Annotated in this window: 20 protein-coding genes and 1 tRNA gene; 9 read left to right on the forward strand and 12 right to left on the reverse strand. The window is 65.6% G+C overall.

The genetic code is table 11. The features are described 5' to 3' along the window. Nucleotides 1–12: 12 nt before the first annotated feature. Nucleotides 13–186 carry a hypothetical protein gene (locus GO488_RS19615; protein ID WP_164509619.1) on the reverse strand — a complete coding sequence of 58 codons (174 nt, stop codon included), beginning with the start codon at nt 184–186 and terminating at the stop codon, nt 13–15. A 189-nt stretch (nt 187–375) separates the two neighbouring features. On the opposite strand from GO488_RS19615, the gene GO488_RS05355 reads away from it, so the two are divergent. The 3 genes from GO488_RS05355 (at nt 376) to GO488_RS05365 (ending at nt 4,178) form a co-directional block, all read left to right on the forward strand. Then, nucleotides 376–2,250 carry a glycoside hydrolase family 2 protein gene (locus GO488_RS05355; protein WP_162316758.1) on the forward strand — a complete coding sequence of 625 codons (1,875 nt, stop codon included), beginning with the start codon at nt 376–378 and terminating at the stop codon, nt 2,248–2,250. 246 nt (nt 2,251–2,496) lie between these two features. Continuing rightward, nucleotides 2,497–3,387 (forward strand): coiled-coil protein, encoded by an 891-nt coding sequence (locus GO488_RS05360; protein ID WP_162316759.1) that lies wholly within the window; start codon nt 2,497–2,499, stop codon nt 3,385–3,387. A 38-nt stretch (nt 3,388–3,425) separates the two neighbouring features. Continuing rightward, nucleotides 3,426–4,178 (forward strand): LysE family translocator, encoded by a 753-nt coding sequence (locus GO488_RS05365; RefSeq protein WP_162316760.1) that lies wholly within the window; start codon nt 3,426–3,428, stop codon nt 4,176–4,178. 19 nt (nt 4,179–4,197) lie between these two features. Here GO488_RS05365 and GO488_RS05370 read toward each other — a convergent pair whose 3' ends face one another. Continuing rightward, nucleotides 4,198–4,914, reverse strand: a complete 717-nt coding sequence (locus tag GO488_RS05370) for an HD domain-containing protein (RefSeq protein WP_162316761.1) — start codon at nt 4,912–4,914, stop codon at nt 4,198–4,200. Nucleotides 4,915–5,379: 465 nt separating this feature from the next. On the opposite strand from GO488_RS05370, the gene GO488_RS05375 reads away from it, so the two are divergent. Together GO488_RS05375 and GO488_RS05380 are read left to right on the forward strand one after the other, a co-directional pair. Beyond that, nucleotides 5,380–6,108, forward strand: a complete 729-nt coding sequence (locus tag GO488_RS05375) for a GNAT family N-acetyltransferase (protein WP_162316762.1) — start codon at nt 5,380–5,382, stop codon at nt 6,106–6,108. 101 nt (nt 6,109–6,209) lie between these two features. Continuing rightward, nucleotides 6,210–6,692: a universal stress protein gene (locus GO488_RS05380; RefSeq protein WP_162316763.1), complete on the forward strand. Its 483-nt coding sequence runs from the start codon at nt 6,210–6,212 to the stop codon at nt 6,690–6,692. A 53-nt stretch (nt 6,693–6,745) separates the two neighbouring features. Here the strand turns inward: GO488_RS05380 and GO488_RS05385 are convergent, their stop codons facing one another. From GO488_RS05385 to GO488_RS05400, 4 genes are all read right to left on the reverse strand, one after another. Next, complete coding sequence (locus tag GO488_RS05385; protein ID WP_162316764.1) at nt 6,746–7,000, reverse strand: hypothetical protein; 255 nt, start codon at nt 6,998–7,000, stop codon at nt 6,746–6,748. A 410-nt stretch (nt 7,001–7,410) separates the two neighbouring features. Next, nucleotides 7,411–7,483, reverse strand: a tRNA-Gln gene (locus GO488_RS05390). Between the two features lie 100 nt (nt 7,484–7,583). Then, nucleotides 7,584–8,018 (reverse strand): metal-dependent transcriptional regulator, encoded by a 435-nt coding sequence (locus GO488_RS05395; protein WP_162316765.1) that lies wholly within the window; start codon nt 8,016–8,018, stop codon nt 7,584–7,586. Beyond that, a complete protein-coding gene (locus GO488_RS05400; protein WP_162316766.1) occupies nt 8,015–8,497 on the reverse strand; it encodes a ferritin-like domain-containing protein in 483 nt (160 codons plus the stop codon). The genes GO488_RS05395 and GO488_RS05400 overlap by 4 nt, the downstream gene beginning before the upstream one ends. A 132-nt stretch (nt 8,498–8,629) precedes the next feature. Here GO488_RS05400 and GO488_RS05405 point away from each other — a divergent pair, with 132 nt between their 5' ends. Then, on the forward strand, nt 8,630–10,273 hold the full coding sequence (locus GO488_RS05405; protein WP_162316767.1) for an alpha-amylase family protein: 1,644 nt from the start codon (nt 8,630–8,632) through the stop codon (nt 10,271–10,273). Nucleotides 10,274–10,457: 184 nt separating this feature from the next. Here the strand turns inward: GO488_RS05405 and sufD are convergent, their stop codons facing one another. The 4 genes from sufD to GO488_RS05425 form a co-directional block, all read right to left on the reverse strand. Then, nucleotides 10,458–11,669 (reverse strand): Fe-S cluster assembly protein SufD, encoded by a 1,212-nt coding sequence (sufD, locus tag GO488_RS05410; protein ID WP_162316768.1) that lies wholly within the window; start codon nt 11,667–11,669, stop codon nt 10,458–10,460. A 2-nt stretch (nt 11,670–11,671) separates the two neighbouring features. Then, nucleotides 11,672–13,102, reverse strand: a complete 1,431-nt coding sequence (gene sufB, locus GO488_RS05415; protein WP_162316769.1) for a Fe-S cluster assembly protein SufB — start codon at nt 13,100–13,102, stop codon at nt 11,672–11,674. A gap of 38 nt (nt 13,103–13,140) precedes the next feature. Further along, nucleotides 13,141–14,055, reverse strand: a complete 915-nt coding sequence (locus GO488_RS05420; protein ID WP_162316770.1) for an ABC transporter ATP-binding protein — start codon at nt 14,053–14,055, stop codon at nt 13,141–13,143. 122 nt (nt 14,056–14,177) lie between these two features. After that, a complete protein-coding gene (locus GO488_RS05425; protein WP_162316771.1) occupies nt 14,178–18,218 on the reverse strand; it encodes a DNA polymerase domain-containing protein in 4,041 nt (1,346 codons plus the stop codon). A gap of 107 nt (nt 18,219–18,325) precedes the next feature. On the opposite strand from GO488_RS05425, the gene GO488_RS05430 reads away from it, so the two are divergent. The 3 genes from GO488_RS05430 to GO488_RS05440 are packed head-to-tail and all read left to right on the forward strand — an operon-like array spanning nt 18,326 to nt 19,413. Further along, on the forward strand, nt 18,326–18,517 hold the full coding sequence (locus tag GO488_RS05430; RefSeq protein WP_135302175.1) for a DUF7331 family protein: 192 nt from the start codon (nt 18,326–18,328) through the stop codon (nt 18,515–18,517). A 35-nt stretch (nt 18,518–18,552) separates the two neighbouring features. Further along, nucleotides 18,553–18,960 carry a DUF7322 domain-containing protein gene (locus tag GO488_RS05435; RefSeq protein WP_241692895.1) on the forward strand — a complete coding sequence of 136 codons (408 nt, stop codon included), beginning with the start codon at nt 18,553–18,555 and terminating at the stop codon, nt 18,958–18,960. Between the two features lie 24 nt (nt 18,961–18,984). Continuing rightward, nucleotides 18,985–19,413 (forward strand): DUF7346 family protein, encoded by a 429-nt coding sequence (locus tag GO488_RS05440; protein WP_162316772.1) that lies wholly within the window; start codon nt 18,985–18,987, stop codon nt 19,411–19,413. A gap of 21 nt (nt 19,414–19,434) precedes the next feature. On the opposite strand, the gene rad50 is transcribed toward GO488_RS05440, so the two are convergent. Both rad50 and mre11 read right to left on the reverse strand, forming a co-directional pair. Continuing rightward, complete coding sequence (gene rad50, locus GO488_RS05445) at nt 19,435–22,113, reverse strand: DNA double-strand break repair ATPase Rad50 (RefSeq protein WP_162316773.1); 2,679 nt, start codon at nt 22,111–22,113, stop codon at nt 19,435–19,437. Then, entirely contained in the window at nt 22,113–23,432 is a 1,320-nt protein-coding gene (gene mre11 / locus GO488_RS05450) for a DNA double-strand break repair protein Mre11 (protein WP_162316774.1), read from the reverse strand. The genes rad50 and mre11 overlap by 1 nt, the downstream gene beginning before the upstream one ends. Nucleotides 23,433–23,464: the final 32 nt, after the last annotated feature.

Raw genomic sequence — 23,464 nt, forward strand, 5'->3', positions numbered from 1 at the left:
CGCCGCCGCACTTCAGTGAGACGAATCCGGGCGGACGACGGTGACCGTCACCGCACCGCACGCGCATTCGTGGGCCTCGCGGCGGCCCGCTGGCGTCTCGAAGACGAGCGCGGGGTCGCCGAGCGGCCAGTCGCAGTCCGTGGCGTCACAGGTCGGCGTGGTCGCCTCGTCCAGTTCGCTGAACATGATAGATAAGAGGAACCGAAGCCACCTTAACCTGAGCCGTCCCCGGAGTGAAAGTGAAAGTAACGGACGGCAGCGTGGTATACGAGCGGAACCGCCGATTTCGCCGCGGCGGCCGCGAACGCTGTCGTTTTACCGTCAGGAACGGCGAGCGGAGAAAAGGATATCCCTCCGGGGGACGGGCGATTCGGTATGTCGCTGGAGTGGCGCGGCGCGGCGGTAGCGCCGACCGACGGGATGCCGGAACCGGACGAGTGGGACGCAGTGACGGTGCCGGGCCGACCGTCACGGTTCGCCGGGGCCGACGCCGTGGCCTACGAGACTTCCTTCTCGGACCCGCGCGAGGGCGACGACGTCCACGCGGTCTTGGAGCTGCGCGGGACGTACGCTCACACGCGCGTCTGGTGTAACGGCGAGCGATTGGCCGAGCACGACGCCTACCTCGCGCCGCTTCGCGTCCAGTTACCGGAGGCCGACGAGTACCGGATCGTCGTCGAGTGCCGCGCCCCCGAAGACCACTTCGGCGGCCTCCACGGGACCGCGATACTCCCCGAAGAGCGGTGCGTCCCGGGCGTCTGGTGGGCGGCCGACCTGCAGACCCATCCCGACCCGTACGTGAGCGCGGTGCGGGCGCGGCCGCGAGTCGCGGTCGCGGACGGGAGCGTCGACAGCGCCGCCGTCGACGTCACCGCGGACGTCGTCACGAACGAGGCGATCGACGACCGGCTCACGCTCTCGTTTCGCCCCGAGGGGAACGCTCGCGGCGGCGGTGCGATGGACCGGACGCGCGTCGCCGCCGAGCCGGGAGCGACGACGGTCCAGTACACCGTCGACGTGCGCGACCCGGCGCTGTGGTGGCCCCACGACCGGGGCGCACAGCCGCGGTACACCGTTCGGACGAAACTCGACGGCGCGACCGCGAGCGTGACGACTGGCCTCCGTTCGGTCTCCTACGGCGACGAACTCCGCGTCAACGGCGAACGCCTGCCGGCCAGAGGCGTCGCGCTGCTCGACCCGACGCCCGAGGACGTCAGACGGGCGGCCGCGGCCAACGCGAACCTCGTCCGCGTTCGCGCGCAGGGCGTGCCCCCGGCGGTCGCCGACGCGTGCGACGAACACGGCGTCCTCCTCTGGGCCGACCTGCCGCTCTCCGGTCCCGGCGAGTTCGACGCCGACCGCGGGCGAGCGCTGGCGGACCACCTCGTTCGGAGCAACGGCCATCACCCGAGTCTCGCCGCCGTCGGCGTCCACGACGAACCGGTCGAGCCGTACGCCGACGGCCTCGGCTCCGGGTTGCTGGACCGCCTGCGCTTTCGCTTCCGCGCGTGGCGGGCGAGCTACGACGACGCGGCCGCCCGGACCGTCGCCGACGCCGTCGACGGCGTGCCGACCTTCCCCGTGATGGGGCCGCCCGGCATCGACCCGGACGCGGTCACGCTGTACCCCGGCTGGCAGTACGGCGCAGCGGCCGACTGCGCGTGGCTCTGTGACCACTACGGCGTCGGGAGCGTCGTCGCCGGGTTCGGGGCGGGCTCGCTGGGGACCGACGGAAGCGCCGAGGACAGAGACGCCGTCCCCGCGGCGTTCGACCACACCGTCCACGACGACGCCCACCTCGGCGGGGACGCGGCGACTTCGCAGGCCACGCAGGCGCGCGTCGTGCAAGCGGTGGCCGAACAGCTCCGCCGGCGCGGGAGCGACGTGACGATTCTGGATAGCCTCAGAGACGCCGCCGACGCCGGCATGGGCGTGCTTCGGTCGAACGGGAGCGAGAAGCCCGCCTACGGGACGCTGACCGACAGCTACCAGCCGACGCAGGCCGTCCTGACCGATCCGACGCCGGGCGAGAGCGACGTCTGCGTGGTCCACGACCGGCCGACGGAGACGGCGATCACCGTCGAGTGGGACCACAACGGCGAGCGGACACAGGAGGAACAGACCATCGAAGCGTTCGGCCGCGTCACCGTCGGGTCGGTGACGCTCGCCGAGGGCGACGAACTCACGCTGGCCGTCGCCGTCGGCGAGAACGTGGTGAAAAACGAGTACGCCATCGGCCACAATATTTAAGCTATCTCAGAAGCGTGTTAATCCTTCACTCGCCCGTAGACGGGTGTGTGAGGGGTCGCCACGGTATTCGGTGCACCGGAATATTTAAACAATATCCCCCGGTACTAGCGGGTACCAGAACGCTCACGCGTTCAGGCAGTATCGCGTCGTGCCCAACATGAGAGGGAACCCTTGTTATTGGTGCCAGCCCCTCAACAGCGACGGGCCTGTCTGTGCGAGAGCGGTGATGGCATAGAGGTTTCAACAATGGTAGACTCGATAGACGAATCAAAGAACGTCACAGTAACCGAAGAGGATCTCGAAAACAAATCCAAAGGCGAGCTCATCAAACTCGCCGGCCAGCTCCGCGACCGGCGCAACGAGCTGAACCAGATGGCCTCCGAGCGGGCCTCCAGCCGCGACGACCTGAACGCGAAGACCCGCGAGAAGGTCGACGAGGCCCAGGAACACCGCGAGAAGCGCGACGAGCTCAACGAGCAGGTCCAGGAGCACAAGGACAAGCGCAACGAGCTCAACGCCGAGGCCAACGAGCTGTTCGACAAGGTCGACAACGTCAAGAACGACCTCGAACTCGACGAGGGCAAGTCCGTCGACGAGCTCAAGGACGAGATCGAAGACTTAGAGTTCAAGCAGCAGACGGAAGTCCTCTCCTCGGAGGACGAGAAGGAGCTCATCGAGAAGATCGAGACCAAGCGCGAGAAGCTCCAGACCAAGCAGGAGAAACTCGACGAGAGCGGTGACCTCGAAGGGCTCAAGGAGGAGGCCGAGGAGGTCCGCTCGGAGGCTTCGAAGCACCACCAGAAGGTCACGGAACTCGCGGACGAGGCCCAGAAACACCACAACAAGATGATCGAGGCCTACCGCGAGGCCGACGAGATCCGCGACGAGGCCGACGAGAAGCACGAGGAGTTCGTCGAGGCCCAGGAAGCGGCCGACCAGCACCACGAGGACTTCGTCCGCGTCCAGAAGCGCCTGCGCGAACTCGACAAGAAGGAAGAGCAGGAAGAGCGGTCCCAGCGCGAGGAGAAGCAGGAAGCCGCGCGCGAGGAAGCCGAGGAGATCTACCAGAAGTTCAAGGAAGGCGAGACGCTCGACACCGAGGACCTGATGAAGCTGCAGAAGGCTGGCAAGCTGTAAGCGCTCCGCGATTCTCTCTCCGTTTTCACGCCCTATAGATGCATCACTGGCTCCTCTCGACACAGCCGGCCGCGCTCTCGATCGGAACGCTGCTCTCGACGGCGATCGGCGGCGTCGTCTTCGGCCTCGCGCTGGCGGCCCCGCCCGGCCCGATGAACGCCGTCATCGCGGAGGAGAGCGCCCTCCGAGGCTGGCGCGCCGGGCTGTTCGCCGGGCTCGGAGCGATGACCGCCGACGCGTGCTTCTTCGTCCTCTCGCTTGCTGGCGTCGCCACCGTCGTCACGGAACTACCCGGACTGCGGCAAGCCATGGTCGCCGCGGGCGGACTCCTGATGCTGTGGTTCGCCTACGGCGCGATACAGGACGCGAACGCCCTCTCGTCAGTCGACGCGGAGAGCGACGGCGACGCGAGCCGCGGGTTCCGAAAGGCGCTGGTGCTGGCGCTCACGAACCCGTATCAGGTGGTGTTCTGGCTCACCGTCGGCGTCGGGCTCTTGCGCCCCGGGACGCTCGACGTGCTGTCGTCGCTCCCGCTGGTCGGTCGCGAGGCCGCCGGGCTGTTCGTCGTCCGAACCGGCCACCCCGTGTTGCTGGCGGGGCTGTTCGGGGGAATCGTCTGCTGGATCACCGGGTTTCCGGCGGCGATCGTCGCCGCGCGCGAGCGCGTCGAACGGCTCGCGCCGGCGATCGCGTGGGCGAGTGCGGCGGTGCTCGCCGTCTCGGGCGCGGTCTTTCTCGCACAGGCGCTCGGGCCGGCCCTCGCGTGGGCCGGCTCGGCGCTGTTACCCTGACGAGACCGCTCGTCCTGCTTCAGGAGTCGCCCATCCCGGTCGCGACGTCGTCTAGACTCTCCTCCGTGTTCATCTCGGTGACTTCGGCTTCGAGCCACTCTTGGAACCAGCGCGCGCGCTTGAGCCGCTGGTGGACGATAGACTCGGCCGTGTCGCTCCGAACGCGGTCCTCGGCGTCCTCGCCGCGCTCGATGACGCGGTCGACCATCTCGGCGGCGTCCATGTGCGTTCTCGACTCGTACCCCATCCGGAGGAGCATAAGCGCAGCGCCGTTGGCACCGACCTTATCGAGGATGTCCGCCTCGATGAGACACTGCGTCTCCAGGGGGAGGTTCGAGAGGTCCCCCTGATAGGAGTGGTCCTCGATGGCGCGACACACCTGCTCGACGAACGACTCGGGGTAGTCACCGTGTGCGGAGAGGTACTCGCGTGCGATGCGAGCGCCGGCCTCGGCGTGGACGTCCTGTTCGACCTCTAGCTTCGCGATGTCGTGAAAGAGTGCCGCGACGCGCGTCACGTCCACGTTCGCTCCTTCCTTCCGGGCGATCTCGGTCGCGATGTCGACCACGTTGAGGATGTGGTTGAACCGGTACTCCGCGGAGTGCCACGGGTACCAGCGCATCCGGCCGCCCTCCTCCTCGTTCTCGACACTGGCAGCGAGGTAGTCGTGAACGAACGTTCGCATCGCGTCGAATTCCGCGTCTGAGACGGGTGACTCCTTAATCTCGACGCCCACACCACCACCTCCGGCGATAGGTTCCGATATTCATCTTACGGATAAGAAGGTGCGTTCGACTCTTTAGCGTTACGACAAGACGCATCCCGGCGTTCACGGGACTGACAGGCGTGAAATCACGCAGAACGGGCCGAAAATTGCCGAAACAGAGCCCGGCGGTCGAGCGAGCGAACGGTGAGACGTGAGCCAACCGGGGCAATCCACCGGTCCGCGGGTACGCTTACGGGCAGTCTCGGCAAGTGACCGGGCGAACGCTTCCGGCCGGCAACAGCAATTACGCTCGAGCAGTGCATATCTAAACCGCCTATACGAGTACTTGCGCGCCCGATATTTGTTCGTTCGTCCATATGCCTGCGCTTCTCGTGAGGATGAACAGTTACATTTTTCAGGGAGATACGTCCGTCGACGTGGAGATACTCGGCAACGGTATGTACGTTTATACCGGTTCCCTACGATTAACCGTGCATGAACGTTCGACCGGCTTCGCCAGCCGATGGACCGGCAATCAGAGACGTCGCGCGACGGTCGCTGCAAGCGTCGTACTCGCTGGGACCGCAGGCGATCACCAGCGCCATCGAGGAGTGGTACGACGAGGAGCAGCTCGAGGCGACGCTGGCTGACGGGGACCGGCTCCTCCTGGTCGCCGACGACGACGGGCAGATCGTGGGTTTCTCCGAGAGCGTCCTCGCGGCCGACAACACCGGGACGCTCCTGTGGTTGCACGTCGACCCGGCCCATCGCGGCGTCGGGAACGCCGCGTCGCTGTTCGAGCGGACCCGCGAGCAACTCCGCGAGCTCGGCGCGACGCACCTCCAGGGACGCGTCCTAGACGACAACGTCGACGGCAACACGTTCTACGAGGAGCAGGGCTTCGAACGCGCCGGCTCGGAGGAGATCGACATCGCCGGCCAAACCTACGTCGAGAACCTCTACACGGAGAGCGAGCGGTGGGGCCGCGAGCCCATGGAGACGGACGAAGGTCGAACCGTCTACGTCGACCACGACAACCACGAGCGGGGCTCGATCGCGCCGTTCCACGTCGTCTACGGCGGCGAGGACGCCGAGGACCGATACGGCTACTTCTGTAGCAACTGCAACACCCTCGCCAACGCGATGGACTCGATGGGCCGCATCGAGTGCGACGGCTGCGGGAACGTCCGAAAACCGCTGCGCTGGGACGCCGCGTACCTCTGAGCGGGCGACGACGGCGGATCGGGGTAGGTCCCGAGCGACTTCCGCGTCGGATCCCGCTCGCTCGCCATACATTTTTTATGGGACTGCTGATTAGCGTAGTCATGGTCCGGGTCCGTCACGTGCTGGTCCCCATGGGAAACACCGAGCGCTCGGAACGAGCGCTGGTGTTCGCCCTGGAGGAGTACCCCGAGGCGAGAATATCAGTCATCCACGTGACCGAGTCGAGTGACCCGTTGGGACTGTTCGGACGGCGCGAAGTCGAAGATTACCTGATCCCCGACCGCGATGGTGGGTTGGAAGATGAACTGGTTCCCGACGGGAGCTCGTTCAACCGAGCGCAACGAAAACGGGCGGAGCAGGTGTTCACTCGCGCCTGCCAAATCGCAGACGGGTACGGGACAGATATCGAACTCATCGTCAGATCGGGCGACGTCGTCGAGGAGATTCGCTCGTATACCGATGCCGAAGCGGTCGATCGTATCGTCATCGCGGACCACCAACCGACGGGTGTCCGCCCGCGAATTCGCGGCGTCTCGGCGTCGATCGCGAGACACGCAGCGCCGCCCGTTACGATGATCGGATAACACACTCGAAGCCTGCAACGAGATCTGCCGCCGTCATAGACCCCATACGACCCTCAGGTGACGGGATTTCTGACAGCGGGATGGCGGAAGAACGCGATGAGTCCCCACATCCCCGCCGCGACGAGCATTCCCATCGCGGAGAGCAGCATATCCATCGACAGGAACGTGACGCCGAAGACCACCTTCAGAGCGGCGGCGGGGATGCTCGTCGCCCACGGGACGCTGGCCGACTTGTTGCTGAGCGTCGGGTAGAGCACGCCGACCGTGATGGCGGCACCAGTCAAGAATATGATATCTTGCCACGCCATCAGTATCCTCCTATCGGTCGGCAAATCACTGAGACACTCATATTTGAACGACGTTTCTGACGGCGATATAAACCTTCTCAAACTGCACCGATCGTCGTGGGGAGTACGTACGCAGCCCGGAACTCCGGCTAGTACCACACTCTACTACGGTAAACGCAGGGGGAAGCCGGTGTGCCGAACGATTCCAGCCGATCGCCTGATCTTCATAGGATGCCGTCAGTGGCATACCACTTCTTCGCACGATCGCTCGTCGGTCGGGATTACCGCCAGTATACTCTTCGGAAGAGCGATTTGTGCCGTTTTGAGTGGCGCTCCGGGCGGATTCGAGTCGCGGCCGTCTCGCCGACGCTTCACTCCCTGGGTTACGACTCCGATAGACTATCCGCTCCTCGCGTTCGATCGTCGCAGGATAGTCCCGGGCGGATTCGAACCGCCGTCAAGGGCTCCAAAGGCCCTTATGATTGGCCGCTACACCACGGGACTTCACTACTCGTCCGTGAGATTCGCAATCTCTGCGAGATCGCTGACCACCACGGGACTTCAGATAGACCAACCGACGGAGGACACTTGAACGCTTCGAGACTCAGTCGCTGACGGCTTCGGCCTCGGTTTCGAGCAGTTCGCAGACGTCGTCGTCGGCGTTGAAGCAGTCGGGACACTGCGGTTCGCGGTCGATGATGGTGTCGAGGCGTTCGGCCACCGTCTCGTCGATGACGCCCTCTAACTGCTTGGCCTCGGTGCGGAACTCCTCGACTTCCAGCACCTCGACGAGGAACCGCTCGATGATGCAGTAGTTCTGGAGGGCGTCGCGGGCCTGCTGGATCCCCTCGTCGGTCAGGTCGACCCCCTTGTACTTCTCGTGCTCTAAGAGACCGCGCTCTTCGAGCTTGCCGATCATCTCGTTGGCGCTCGCCGGGCTCACGTCCAGCAGATCCGCGATCGCGCCTGTGGAGGCGGGACCGTCCTCTTGCTGTTGGGTGAGGTAGATGGCTTTCAGATACTGCGCCTGGGTGTTCATCGTCGTTCCTCCATGAGTGTGGTCACTTCCTCGGCCCCCTCGGCCTCCTCCTCGCGGATGGTTCGCAGGACGTCCAGCAGTCGGTCGCGGTCGACGTTGAACGATACCTCAGAGGCCTCGATCGCCTCGATGAGGTCGTCGTAGAACTTGTAGGCGGTCTCCTCGTTGCAGAGCTGGTCGTAGAGAATGCCGTCGAAGTCCTCGTCGCTCTCGTACTGGGCCTCGACGAGCGTCTGTATCTCCTCGAAGGCGACCGTCTCGGCTTCGAGGTCGTCGACGAGCGCTTCGAGGCGGCGGCGGTGGTCGGCGGACTCCGCGGCGGCGTGGTCGAGCAGCTCGCCGATCGCCGGGTCGAGCGTCTCGCCGGACTCCTCGGCGTGTTTCGAGGCGCGGGCCTCGACGACCTCCTCGAGGACGATGCCGATCTGGAGCAGCCGCGCGAGCTGGTGGTCCGATGCGACCGGCTGGGTCAGACTCACGGCGTCACCCCCGGACGTGGCGATGCAGTCATGTGGAAACGTCGGAGAGGGTGAAACTTAAGCCGTTCCCTGTCGGGTTCGGCGCGCCGGTACTTTTAGCCGCGCGGGAGAACACGTGGGAAGTGACCAGCAATGACTGACCACCCCCAGTGGTACCGCGACGCGGTCATCTACTCGCTCGACGTGAAGACGTTCGCCGACGGGAACGGGGACGGCATCGGCGACTTCGTCGGTCTGCGCGACAGACTCGACTACCTCGACGACCTCGGAGTGACCTGTCTCTGGCTGTTGCCCTTCTATCCCAGCCCGTGGCGGGACAACGGCTACGACGTCGCCGACTACTACGGCATCGACGAGCGCCTCGGGACGATGGGAGACTTCCGACGGTTCCTCGACGAGGCCCACGACCGCGGGATGCGCGTGCTCGCCGACATGGTGTTCAACCACACCTCGACGGATCACCCGTGGTTCCAGCGCGCCCGCGACGGCGACGAGGAGTATCGGGACTACTACCTCTGGACTGACGACCCCGAGAGCGCACCCGACGTGCAGAACATCTTCCCTGGCGAGGAAGACGGCGTCTGGACCTACGACGAGGCCGCCGACGCGCACTACTACCACCAGTTCTACCACTTCCAGCCCGACCTGAACGTCTCGAACCCCGCGGTGCAAGACGAGATAGAGCGCGTCCTCCGGTTCTGGACCGAACAGGGCCTCGACGGGTTCCGCGTGGACGCCGCGACCCCGATGATCGGGCCGAAGGGGGCCGAACCGGTCAGCATCGACGACCCGCACTCGCTGTTCAGACGGATGAAGAGCACCGTCGGCGACGTCGACGAGGAGACGGTCCTGCTGGCCGAGGCCGACGACGAACCCGCCGAACTGAAGCGCTACTTCGGAACCGGCGACGAGTTCGACCTGCTCTTGAGCTTCGTCTCGAACGCCCACCTCGTCTGGGCGCTCGTCGACGAGAACGCCGATCACCTCGGCGAGGCCTTCGACCGGCTACCCGACTACGACGAGGTCGCGGAGCACGGCCAGTGGGCGAACTTCCTGCGGAACTTCGACGAGTTGAACCTCGGGCCGCTCCCTCGGCAGGAGTTCGACCGCGCGTTCGAGCGCATCGGTGCCGACCCCGACACCCGGCTCTACGGTCGCGGCGTCCGCCGCCGGCTGGCCCCGCTCTTGGACGGCGACCCCGACCGAATCGCCTGTGCGACCAGCCTCTGTTTCGCGCTCCCGGGGACGCCGATCATCGTCGCCGGCGACGAGATCGGGATGGGCGACGAGCTGTCGCTGCCGGGCCGTGACGCCGTCCGGACGCCCATCCAGTGGACCGACGACCCCACTGGCGGGTTCTCGACCGGCGACGCGGAGACGCTTTTCAGGCCGGTCGTCGAGGGAGAGTACGGTCCCGAATCGGTCAACGTCGCCGCTCAGAGCGGCGAGCCCGATTCGCTGCTGGCCCACGTCCGCGAGATCATCGCCACTCGGAAGGCCTGCCCGGAGCTCTCCCGCGGCGAGCAGTCCGTCGTCGAGACCGAGGACCCCGCCGTCTTCCTCCACCGGAGCGACTGGGGCGAGACGACGCTGCTGACGGCCCACAACGTCGGCAGCGAGCCGACGACGGTCAACTTGGACGCTCCAGACGACGTCGTCACGCACCTGCTCGGCCCCGGCGAGTACTCGCTAGACAGCGACACGGTGAGCATCGAGCTCGGCGGCTACGAATACTGCTGGCTACGTCTCGGCCGCCCGCGGACGCGGTCGGCGTAGCCGCGGCTGACGGTGGCAGGAGACGAGAAGCGTAGAATTCCGCGGCTTCGGAAGGAGTAGGTCGCCGTTTACTCTCGTAGGCTCATCAGAGCTCGCTCTGATGGCGTCTTCGAGAGTAATCCGGTGATTACTCGCGGGTCACTGTGTTCCCCGCTCGTGAAACCGAGGTCGCTGCGCGACCTCGCTACTCCCGAAGACGCTCGTAGATGAGCTGATCCAGGTCGTCGCGGAGCTCGTCGACCTCGACCTCGTCGAGGACGGGGACGAAGAAGCCCTCGACGAGCATGTTCTTCGCCGCCTCGGGGTGGACACCGCGGGAGGTCATGTAGAACATGTCCTCTTCGTCGACCTGGCCCACCGTCGCGGAGTGGGAGGCCTCGGTGTCGTGGTTGTTGATGATGAGCTTCGGCGAGGCGTCGGCCTCGGACTCGTCGGAGAGCATCAGCGTGTTCTCGCGCTGGTACGAGGAGGTGTCCCACGCCTCTTTGCCGACGTCTTGGACGCCCTCGTAGACCGAGCGCGCCTCGTCGTCTAAGACGCCGCGCGTGACGAGGTCGGCGACCGTGTGCTCGGCCTCGTGCCAGACGCGGCTGGCGATGTCGAAGTGCTGGTCGTCGTGGCCGAAGAACGCGCCGACGATCTGGGACTCCGAGGAGTCGCCGAGCAGGCGCGTCTCGACGTTACTCTTCGTCAGTCGGGAGCCGATGTTGCCGTCGATCCAGTCGAGCGTGCCGTAGGTGTCGGCGTGGCCGCGCTTGACCTGATAGTTGTAGGTCCCCTGAGAGAGGTTCTGGAGCGTGCCGTACTGGACGTAGGCGTTCTCGCCGACGGACGCCTCGACGACGCCGGAGTAGTACTGGTTACCCTCGACGGTATCGCCGTTCTCCTGGCGTTCGAGGATCGTGACCGAGGCGGACTCCTCGGCGACGACGAGCGTGTAGTTGAACAGCGACTGGCTGTTCATCGTCGTCCGGATCTTCACGTCCTCGGCGTCGACGCCCTCGGGGACGTAGACGACGGTCCCGGCCGAGAACAGCGCCGTCGACAGCGCCGTGAGGTAGTCTCGCTGGGGGTCGACGACCGAGCCGAAGTGGTCCTCGATCAGGTCGCCGTGCTCGGAGAGCGCCTCGGACCACGAGAGGACGTCGACGCCCTCGGCGTCGATACGGTCCTTGTCCTGTGCGTAGTCCAACGGGTCGACGAGCGACTCGTAGTCGAGCGCGTCGAGGTTCGTCCACTTGCGGCCGGGCGTCTGGATGACGTCGGGCATCTCGAGGTCGTCGAGCGCCGACAGCGCCTCTTTGCGCGTCTCCAGGAGCCACTCCGGCTCGTCTAAGTCCGACGATATCTGTTCGACTTGGCTCTCTGTGAGATCCGCGTGTACCTGCGTGCTCATGGTTATCCGAGCGAGCCCTCCATCTCCAGTTCGATGAGGCGGTTGAGTTCGACCGCGTACTCGATGGGCAGTTCCTCCGTGATGGGTTCGATGAACCCGGCGACGATCATCTGCTTGGCGTCGTCGTCGTCCAGTCCGCGCGACTGGAGGTAGAAGACGTCCTCGTCGCCGATCTTGCCGACGGTCGCCTCGTGGGCGACGTCGACTTTCGACTCCTGGATCTCCATGTACGGCATCGTGTCGGAGGTGGAGTCGTTGTCGAACATCAGCGCGTCACACTCGACGGACGTGGAGGAGTCCTCCGCGCCGTCGGCGATGTGGACGAGCCCGCGGTAGTTCGTGCGGCCGCCGTCCTTCGCGATGGACTTGGACTCGATGGTGGACTTCGTCTCGGGCGCGTTGTGGTAGACCTTCGCGCCGGTGTCGATGTCCTGTCCCTCGCCGGCCATGGCGATGGTGATGTGGTTGTCCGTCGCGCCGGGGCCCTTGAGGACGGTGGAGGGGTACAGCATCGTGGCCTTCGATCCCATGCTGCCGGAGACCCACTCCATCGTGCCGTCGGCCTCGCAGATGGCGCGCTTGGTGTTGAGGTTGTAGGTGTTCTTCGACCAGTTCTGCACGGTCGAGTACTGGACGTGAGCGTTCTCGCCGACGAACACTTCGACGCCGCCGGAGTGGAGGTTGAACGCGGAGTACTTCGGGGCGGAACAGCCCTCGATGTAGTGGACCTCGGAGTTCTCCTCGGCGATGATGAGCGTGTGCTCGAACTGGCCCATCCCCTCGGAGTTCATCCGGAAGTACGCCTGCACGGGCATCTCGACGGTCGTGTCCTCGGGGATGTAGACGAACGACCCGCCGGACCAGACGGCGCCGTGGAGCGCCGCGAACTTGTTGTCGCTCGGGGGGACGCACTTCGTCATGAAGTGGTCCTTGACGAGGTCTTCGTGCTCCTGGACCGCCTTGTCCATGTCACAGAAGATGACGCCCTTCTCCTCCCAGCGCTCCTGCATGTTCTGGTAGACGATCTCGGACTCGTACTGCGCGCCGACGCCCGAGAGGGCGTTCTTCTCGGCCTCCGGGATGCCCAGTTTGTCGAAGGTGTCCTGGATCTCCTCGGGGAGGTCCTCCCAGGACTCGGCCCCGCCGCGCGTCTCGATGTCGGGGCGGATGTACGGGACGATGTCCTCGATGTCTACCTCCGAGAGGTCGGGCGCGCCCGGCCAGCCTTCCGGCATGGGCATCTGCTGGAACTGCTCCAGCGCGCGCAGGCGGCGCTCGAGCATCCACTCGGGCTCGTCTTTGTCTTCCGAGATGACCCGGACGGTCTCCTCGGTGAGGCCCTTCTCGGTCTCGAAGGCGGCGTTCTCCTCCTTCTTGAACTCGAAGCGAGCCTCGGTGTCGGTCTCTTTGAGATGGTCTTGATCTGAACTCATTGTTGTGTTTCGGTGTTGGTGTCGTGGACGGAAGGGTGTTACGCGGCCTCGTAAACTTCCTCGCGAACCCAGTCGTATCCCTCGTCTTCGAGCTGCTCGGCCAGTTCGGGACCGCCGGACTTGGCGATCTCGCCGTCGATCATGACGTGAACGTGGTCGGGCTCGACGTAGTCGAGGATACGTTGGTAGTGGGTGATCTGGAGGATCCCGGTGCCCTGCTCGTCGCGCAGCGCGTTGATGCCGTTCGAGACGTCCTGCAGGCGGTCGATGTCCAGGCCGGAGTCGATCTCGTCGAGCACGGCGATCGAGGGTTCGAGGATGGCGGCCTGCAGCACTTCGTTCTGCTTCTTCTCCCCGCCGGAGAAGCCGGCGTTCAGATAGCGGGAGGCGAACTTCTCGTCCATGTCGAGTTGCTCCATCTTCTCCTGGAGGATCTCCTGGAACTCGGCGACGCCGACCTCGCCCTCTTCGACGTCTCCCTCCATCGGGGAGGTGTCGTAGCCGGCCTCCTCCTCTTCGTCCTCGTCGGCCTCGTCGTCGTCCTCGAAGAGCTCCTCGCGCTCTTCGAGCTTGGCGTTGAGCGCCGTGCGGAGGAAGTTCACCATCGTGACGCCCTCGATCTCGGCGGGGTACTGGAAGCCGAGGAAGATGCCGAGCGCCGCGCGCTCGTTCGGTTCGAGGTCCAGCAGGTCCCACGTCCGCAGGTCCTCAGGGATCTCGAAGTCCTCGCCGAACTCGTCGTCCTCGAGGTGGATGAGGACCTCGCCGTCCGTGACCTCGTAGGCCGGGTGGCCGGCGATGATCTTCGCCGTCGTCGACTTCCCGGAGCCGTTCGGTCCCATCAGCGCGTGGATCTCGCCGGACTCGACTTCGAGGTTCACACCGCGAAGGATGGTCTCACCGCCCTCTTCTGCGACTTCCGCGTGGAGATTGTTGATTTCGAGTTCTGCCATAGTGTCTGTTAGGTCAACCGAAAGAAGGTCTGTTTCACCCATCAAGCTTTCGCATTGCCGCGAAATCGAGTTCGGTATATAGAAACAATATTTCTCCGCCGAGAAAATCGGTGGCTGCGAGGCTACATGTACTGGCCGAGGCCGGTCTGTTCCTGTCCGGACTTGACCTCGTCCCACGAGACGTCGAGCGCCTCCAGAATCCGGGCGATCGGTCCCTTCAACGTCTTATCGAGCATCTTGTCCCAGTCCACCTCGAACTCCTCGGGAATCTGGTCCGCGTACTCGAAGCAGATGACGTCCGGGTTCCGGCGGAACTCGCCGTACAGCGGGTCCTGTGCCGGGTCGAGACCCAGTTCGTCCTCGACGCGCGTGAAGAAGTCGGCGTGGACCCTGTCGAGATAGAGTCGCTTCGGCTTCGACCCGCTCTGGAAGTTCGTCCCCAACAGGAGGTTGGCGTACTTCGCCCCCCGAACCTGTGCGGTGTCGGTGTCGTAGTTGTCCAGTTTCTTTCCGATGCCGCCCGGGATGCCCACGTCGTCTAAGTCGACGTTGCCGTCCTGGTAGTCCTCGATGACGTCGGCGACGTAGGTCTTGAGGCTCTCCGCGTCCTCCCCGTGGACGATGCGGTCGATGACGTCCTTCTGGACGCGCTTGGTGATGGGCGCGATGTCCGAGCGCTGGTACTCGAAGCCCGTGATGTCGATGTCGTCGACGTGTTTGCCCTCCTTCCAGACGATGTGACCGGCGTAGCGCTTCTTCTTGCCCGCCTGGAAGAAGCGCCGGTACAGTTTCTCGAACTCGATCTCGAACCGGTGGAACTGCGCATTGAGTCGTTCGAGCGCGAAGTCGTCGTAGGAGGCGTTTATCGTCTCCTCGACCTCGAACCCCTTCTGGATGGTCGCCGCGATGATCTCCAGTTCGTCGTCGCTCATCTCGGGATGCTTCTCGCGCATCTCGTCGGTGACCGTCACGTCCCCCTCGACGTCCTCGGGACCGAGGTCGCCGAGTTGGAGCATGACCGAGTCGGTGTCGCCGTAGGCGACCTCGTACCCCTCGTTCTCGACCACTTCGTCGGTGTAGTCGATGACTTCCCGACCGGTGGCCGTGACCGCCGCGCCCATCTCCTTGTCGTAGAGGCGGAAGCGGTCCCAACCGAGAACGCCGTACAGCGACTGCCCGACGAACTGGAACTTCCCGTTGCGACCGGCCATGAGCGTGTGGTTGTCCTCGACGGTGACGCAGTAGACGCCGTCGTCGGCCGTGCTTCGGTCGCTGCTCCGATGCATCCGGAGCGTGTTCTTGCTCTCTTCGGCGCAGTAGACGCGCCACGACCCGCTGTCGTGGTCGTAGCTGGCGGTCAGCCCGAGATGCGCACAGAGTCGCAGTACGTCGTCGCGTAGCCGCTCGCTGGACGTAGTGTACCGCCACGAGTTCGGCTGCCAGTCGCCGTCACCGTCTATGAGCGTGTCGAGGAACCGTCGTTTCTGCCGTCGGCTCGCCTTGAAGACGAAGTCCGGAATCCGCTTGCTGAAACTGTCGGCTCCTGCGAGGTCTTCGAGCAGGTTCCCGAGCAGTTTCGAGGTGAACTGGTAGGCCCGGTCGTCGACGTAGTAATCGAAGCCCATCCGGTCGAGCAGGGACCCGATGGAAGCGTGGTGACCCTCGCCGCCGTCGGCGACGGCGTCCTGAGCGATTTTGACCGTGGTCCCGGACCCGCGCGTGTTCTCGCCAAACTGCTTCGTCTCGGAGGTGTAGACGTTCCCCTCGGTGACGTACCACGCGAGCAACTCCAGAAAGTCGTCGCCGTCGAACGTCCGCGGAATCCACTTGCGACCCGCCGCCGCGTGGACGAAGGTCGTTTCCGCGACCGACTCGATGTACTCGCGGTGGCGCTCGAACTCCTCGGGATCGAAGACATACCCCTCTCGTCCGACGTCGTCTTTCAGTACTTTGTCGGGATAGTAGCCGAGTTCGGCCGCGAACGTGTGTCCGTGGACCGATGGTCGGACCCACACCTCGTAGTCGTCTACGAGCTCGGTCAGGTCGACGGCCTCCAGCGGGTCACCGTCCGGACCCTCCCAGTCGTGCGGGAGCTCGTAGTTCGTCGCGTCGTCTAGTTCGCCCGCCTCCACGAACCGATACTTGTCCTCGGTGATCCCGTTCGTCTCGTTCTTTCGGACGAGCATTCGGTGGTTCGGCGTGACGCGGAAGTCCGTCTTACTCGTCTCGATGTCGACGAGTTCGCCGCGATAGTCCGGGTACGCCTGGGTTTCGACGACTGGCTTGACCTCCATCTCCATCGTCTCGGGGTCCAGCGAGTACACCTCGTCGCCGACCTCGAGCTCGCGGATGTTCTGGACGCCCGCGGGCGTCAGCACGTCGGTGTCCGGCGTGAAGCAGTTCATGATCACCTTCACGGCCGCCTGCTGGCGGTCGTAGCGCTCGTACTCCGGGTCGGCCGGGCTGTGGCTGTTCCGTCGCTCCTTCTTCTCCTCGCGCTCGGTCAGGAGCTCGTCGACCATCTCCCGGATGACGCCGTCCGGCTCCTTTCGGAAGTGGGTGCCGTTTGGCGCGCGGTAGGTGTCGCCGTCGTAGGCGTCGGGGTCGACTTTCGTCTCCGGGCTCGCGTTCGTCGTCACCATGCACATCGGATAGAGCGACTTCAGGTCCAGCACGGTGACGTTCTCGCGGACGCCCGTGATCGGGTCGAAGACGGCTCCGCCCTCGTAGTCCTCGCTCTCCTGTTGGCCCTTCGAGGGTAGCGCGTACTCGCCGTAGAGCTTGTGGAGGACGTACATGTCGACGGCGTCGCCGGGCGTCGTCGCGTCTTCGAGCTTACAGCCGACGAACGTGCGGACCTCGTCCCAGAAGTCGATGATGTCCTGCTCCCGGTCGAGTTCCACGCAGAGTTCCACGTCCCGGAGGTTGTATTCGAGGAGTCGCTCGGGGTCGTCCTCCCAGAGGTCGCCGATGTCGCCGGTGTAGCGTTCCTTGCCGACGCCGAGCTCCTGTTCGCCGACGGCGTCCAGCCGGTAGGACTCGAGTTCGGTGAACTGCGTGCGCTTGTAGGCGTACAGCAGGTCGAAGACGACCCGACCCTTGATGTCCGGGCCGTTCCAGTCGCTGCGCCAGACCTCGTCCACGCGCGAGAGGCGGTCGATATCGAGGTCGTAGTCGTGGTCGTAGCTCTGGAGCTCCTCGATGCGGTCCAAGAGGTACGGCGCGTCGAAGTCGTCGAAGTTCCACCCGGTCAGCACGTCCGGGTCCGTCGTCTCGACGTACTCGATGAACGCGTCGAGCATCGCTTCCTCCTCCTCGAAGACGCGCACGTCGGCCTCGAACTCGGCGTCCTCGCGGATGGGATCGTACTCGGCGAGCGCCTCGGGCCCCTCGATGCCGTCCGGTGACTCGTAGAGCCAGACGACGTACTGGTCGTCGTAGGAGTCGTGAGAGGTGAGACAGACGATGGTCTCCTCGCCGTCCTCGGGGAACCCGTGGCGGTCGTCGACCTCGATGTCGAAGGTGTTCACCCGCGGTTCGGCGCTGGCGTCGACCGGCGTCACCTCCTCGTGGTGGACCTGATAGCTCCCGTCGTCGAGTTCGCGGGCCGGGACCCGAACGCCGCTCGTGATGTCCTTGTCGATGAGCAGGCGGTTCGGGAAGAGGATGTCAGCCTCGTAGTGGTCGAAGTCGTCCCGCATCTGGCCCACGTCGCGGGGGGTCTGTCCGAAGATCTTGCGGAGCCGCTCGCCGCGGATCGACTCGTAGGGGTCGCCGTCCCCGTCGGCGTCCTCCCACCCGGTGATGCTGTCGTACTGCCGAAGTCGGTCTTCGGTCGCGCTCGCCACCGGCGCGTAGAAGTACGGCTTGAATTCGTAGACGCGCGCGTGGACCGCCTCGTTCTCGGCGGTACGACCGAAGACGTGGACGACGGGGAACTCGTCGTCCCCGCTGCTCTCGACCGTGTAATCGACCTGCGTCACCACGAACTCCACCGTCTCCTCGACCGGCGGGAACTGCTGTTCGTCCACGTCGACGACGCTCGCCCCGGATCCCCCGTCGCCGGCGACGGCCGCCGCCTCGTCGGCGACCGGCCGGTTCCCGTCGCCGTCGCCATCGCTCGGCGCGAAGTCCCCGAGCGCTCGCTGGCCCTCGTCACTCATGCTTGCCCACCCTTCGAGACGCCCCATAAAAACGTCGGCGGTCGGCCGTGTTTGACGCAGGCAGAAAGTATATGCCACACAATGACATACGACCTGCTGACGCCCCTATGTCGCACCACGCATCTCCCGACGGCCAGTCGGATCGGGCGGACGACCTTCGGTCGGAGCCTGCGCTCCCTGACGCAGTCCAGACCACCGAGACGTACGAGACCGAAGAGGGGACAGTGTTCTACGACGCGCAGAACCCGCTCGCGTGGGTCCAGACGGACACCGCCGTGTCGCTGAGCGAGGTCGCCTAGAAGTCCTTTTATCGGTCGCGGTCCGACTCGATACCGTGCTGGACGGTTCCGACGAGGACGACCCGGACGCCACGGAGAGCGTCTTCTCCGAGAAGAGCCCCCACGAGCCCGACGAGTTCGATCCGGACAGCCTCGGACCGGACGTCCCGGAAGCGCCCAGCGCCCCGGACGGCAGCGCCGCCAGCGACACGGCCGCGCTGTTCTGGAAGCTCGTCATCGTGTTCAACGTCGCGCTGCTCGCCCTCTCGGTGGGGCCGATGTTCATCTACTTCGAGGGCCGAGTCGACCTCGGCCTCCGGATCTTCCTCGTCGGCGTCGTCGCCTTCGGCTACGGGACCTTCCGCTACGTCAGGTTCCAGCACGAGCGCAAGCGAGACCGAGAGGACGGCGGAGAGGATAGCAGCGACGACGCCGAGGACACGTCCACCGACCGCAACGGCTAACCGCGCGAGTCGGTTACCGCCGGTATGCGCACCGTTCGCGACGGGTCCGGCGCCCGCTACCTGCTGCTGAAGGAGTCCAGCGACGCGAGCCTCGTCCGCGACCCCGAGACCGGCTCGGAGCGCCACGTCTCTAATGACGACCTGGAACCCGTCGAGGGGGAGTCGCCGCTCGCGACGGCCGCGAGCGCGGTCCCCGACGCCGTCCGCGTCGTCGTCACGGCCGCCCACGACGACCGAGCGCTCGGCCTCCTCGTCGAGGTGGACGCGCGCGGCCCGCTCTCGGTCCAGCAACTGCTCGATAGCTACGACCTCTGTGAGAGCGATCTCCACGGACTGCTCGGCGAGTTCCGCGCGGCCGGACTGCTGGAAGAGGCGACCGTCGCCGGCCAGCGGGGCTACGACGCGACGGAGACGGCGAGCGAAGCCGTCGCGTTCCTCACCGCGACCGAGTGAACCGAACCGAGTCGACCCGTCTCAAGCCAGTTCCGCGACTTTCTCCTCGATTCGCTCGACGCGGTCGACCCGCGAGCGGTTCGAGGTGACGTTCTTCTCGACGCGCACGAGGTCGTCGGCCGCGCCGACGAGTTCCTCGTCGTGGCTGACGACCAGAATCTGCTCGACGCCGACGTCGTCGCGCATGTACTCGACCAGATCGAGCAGTTGCGTGACGTGGCCGGAGTCGAGGAAGACGGTGGGTTCGTCGAGGATGAGCGGCGGCATCGGCGCGGACCCCTCGATGCCCTCCGCGAGCAGCCGGTAGATGGCACAGCGCAGGCTGAGGTTGAACAGCGCGCGCTCGCCGCCGGAGAGCTGCTCGGGCTCCAGCGGCTCGCCGTCCTTCTGGAACACGGTCAGCTGGTACTCCCCGTCGAGTTCGATTCGGGCGTAGGAGTCGTTCTGATAGACCAGCGAGAACGTCTCGTTCAACATCCGTTCGAGCGTCTCGACGTTGCGCTGGCGCAGCTCCGCCCGGAGCGTCCCGTACATCTCCTGTAGCTGTTCGGCCTCGTCGTACAGCGATTCGAGCTTCTCGACCTCCCCGGCCAGCTCCTCGCGGCGCTCCCTGAGCGATTCCAGTTCGTCGAGTTCGTTCTCGACGGCACCGACGGCGCTCTGGAGGTCGTCGCGCTCCTCGCGCAGCTCCTCTAACTTCGCGTCGGCCTTCTCGACGTAGTTCTCGGCGCGCTGTCGCTCCGAGCGCGCCTCCTCGATGCGGGACTCGTCTACCTGCTCGGTCAGCTCCCGCTTTCGCTCGCGCTTCTCCGTGAGGCGTTCCCGGCGCTGGTCGTTCGTCTCGGCCAGTCGCGTGCGCGTCTCGCGGCGCTGTTCGATCTCGCGCTCGCACTCCTCTACGTCGGAAAGCAGTGTCTCGATCCGTTCCAGCCGCTCGATAGCGGTCTTGACCCGCTGGCGCTCCTGGTTACACTCGGCGATGACCGACCGGCAGTCGTCGGCCGCCTCGCGCTGCTCGGTGGCATCTTCGCGCTTTTCCTCGGCCCGTGAGTCGAGGTCCGCGGCGTCCTCGCGCAGTTGCTCGGCCCGCTCTTCGTCGGCTTCCAGTCCCGACTCCTTCTCCTCGACCAGTTGGACGACGTTCGAGCGGTTGTCTTCGAGCGTCGCCAGTCGGTCGGCGGCGTCGGCGAGCGACTCCGCGCGTTCGAGCTTCGATTCGAGCGTCTCGACCGTCTCGCGGGCGGATTCGAGGTCACCCTCCAGTTCGGCGACGCGCTCCCGGTCGTCCTCGATGGACTCGACGTGGGGCGACTCCTCGACGCTCTGCCCGCACTCGGGGCACTTGCCCGCTTCGAGGAGAGTCTCGGCCTCGCGGAGCGACTCGCGCTCGCTCCGCAGTTTCGTCTCCAGTTGGGTCACTCGCTGTCGGGACTCGTCGAGTTCGGCGGCCACCTCCTCGCGGTGGGCCTCGGCGGACTCGCGGTCCACCGCTGCGTCGGCGAACCGGGCTTCGAGCGTCTCGATTTTCCCGTCGATCTCGTCGAGTCGGTCCCGGCGGTCAGCGATGGTCTCGCGGGCGTCTTCGAGGGCCGATTCGACCTCGTCGGCCTCCCCTCGCTTCGCCTCGGCGCGCGATTCGAGGTCCTCGGCCTGCTCCTCCAACGAGTCGGCGGTGCTGTTGTGCTCTTTCGCCTCGACGCTCTGTTCGGTGATGCGCTCCTGAATCTCCTCGTCGCGGTCCTGTAAGTCGTCGAGACGGGCATCGACCGCCTCCGAGTCGGCCTCGTCCAGTTCGCTCTCCGCGACCGCCTCGTCCAGCTCCTCCGAGAGCGAGTCGCGCCGCTCTCTCAGCTCCGAGATGCGCGTCTCGAGGTCGTTCCGTTCGCTCTCCGCCTCGGTGATCTCGGTCTCCAGTTCCGATATCTCCTCGCTCAGCCCGTCCAGCTCGGTCCGGCGCTCCTCGTACTCCTCCAGGACTGCGCTGGCTTGCTCCAGCGTGTCCGTCGCCGTCTCCCGTTGCTCCTCGATGCGCTCGATTTCGCTCTGCGTGTCGTTCAGTTCGCTCTCCAGTCCGTTCAGACGCTCGTGGAGGTCGCGGTCCTCCTTCGCCTCGATCTGCTCGTCCAGTTGCGAGAGGCGGCTCTGCTTGTCCTCTCGGACGCGCTTGACTCCGACGCGGGCGTCGCTCGCTCGCTCTCGATAGGTCTCCAGTTTCCCGAGCTGCAACAGGTCGTCGAGCATATCCTGTCGCTCGCCCGGCGAGGCGTTGATGAGCTTGTTGACCTCGCCCTGCCGGACGTACGCGCAGTTGACGAACGCCTCGCTGTCCATCCGCAGGAGCTCGGTGACTCGTCGGCGGACGGCGCGAGCGCCCTCGTACGTCTCCTCGGGCGTTTCGAGGACGCACTTGGCGGTCGTCGCTCGCTCGCCGGTGTTACGCACGCGGCGCGTGAGGTGGTAGTCGCCGCCGGCGTGAGAGAACCACAGGTCGACGGTGCAGTCGTCCGCGCCGATGGTGACCACCTCGTCTAAGTTCTCGTCGATGGCCTTCGACCCGTAGAGGGCGAAGAAGCACGCTTCGAGCAGCGAGGACTTCCCGCTGCCGTTCAGCCCGTGGATGACCGTGACGCCGGGCGAGAGCGCGAGATCGGCGTCGTCGTAACACTTGAAGTTCTCCAGTGCGACGCGCTGGAATCGCATCAGTCGTCACCACCGAGGAACTGGTCCATGCTCGATTGGTCCTCGCCCTCGTCGGCGCTCTGCTCGGGCCGCTCGTCGCTCCCGGTCGTTCCCGTCGGCTGTCCGCCGTCGGCTTCCGCCGCCGTCGGGCCGCCACCGGACGGGTCGGAATCGGACGCCTCGTCGTCTCTCAGTCCCCCGTCTACCGATTCGTCGCCGGCTGAATCAGCGGCGGTCAGCGAGTCGGGGTCCTCCTCGACGAGTTCCTGCACGCGCTGCTCGACCGTGTCCGCGACGTTGGCGTCCGCGACTTTCGAGGCGCGAACGGTCTCGTCGATATCCTGTGCGGCTCCGCTGAGACCGAGTTCGCGGACGCGCTCGGCGACGGCGTCGTCGGGGTCGGCGAAACTGACGCTCGTCTCTCGCTCGTCGGCGGCGAGTTCGCGGTGATCGGTGACGCGGGCGACGAGCGCGCCGGCGTCCAAGGCGTACTCCTCGACGCTCGCGGGAGCGATCGGATCGCCGTCGCCGTCGATGCCGACGATGACGACGGCGTCTTCCACGTCGTGTTCGCCGACGCGGCTCCGGACCCGTTCGACGCCCTCCTCGGGGCCGAGTTCCACGTCGACGAAGACGAACTCGCGGGTGTCGACGCCGCGGCGGGTGATGCGCGTCTCGCCGTCGAACGCGACGATGTTGTAGCCGCGGTCCTCGCGCTCGCTGGCGCTCGCCCGCTCGGTCGACCCGCAGTAGGTGACCCACGTCTCGTCGATCCGTTGCTTGCCGGGGTCGTGATTGTCGCCCAGCAGCAGAGCGTCAAAGGCCACGGACGACTGATCGAGTATCTCGCCGGCGTCCCAGTCGCCGTAGTCGAACGGTTGGAAGAGGCCGTGCGTGACCAGCGCGGCGTGGTCGACGTCGTGAGCGGCGAAGTCGTATTCCAAGTCCTCGCGCTGGGAGCGAGGGACGAAGTCGAGTCCGTAGAATGCGGTATTGCCCACGACGGTCGGTTCCGCGTCGAGGCGCGTCGCCAGTCCCAGCGACTCGTAGAGGTCGAGCCACTGGGCGTCGCGCTTCGCCTCGTGGTTGCCCACGACGGCTAGAAATGGAATGTCGGCCTCTGCGAGCTCTTCCAAGACGGAGAGCGTCCCCATGATATCCGAGAGCGTCGGCCGTCGGTCGTGAAAGAGGTCCCCCGCGTGGACGACGGCGGCGACGTCGCCCTCGATCGCGTCACGGACGACCCGACGGAAGGCGTCGAGGAAGTCCTGCCGGCGTTCGGGTACGTGGTACTGCTGGTACCCGACGTGCGTGTCGCCGGTGTGTATCACCCGTGTCATCTGTCAGGTCGTATGCCAGCGGTTCCTAAAGA

The organism is Haloarcula limicola (assembly GCF_010119205.1).
Taxonomy (GTDB): domain Archaea; phylum Halobacteriota; class Halobacteria; order Halobacteriales; family Haloarculaceae; genus Haloarcula; species Haloarcula limicola.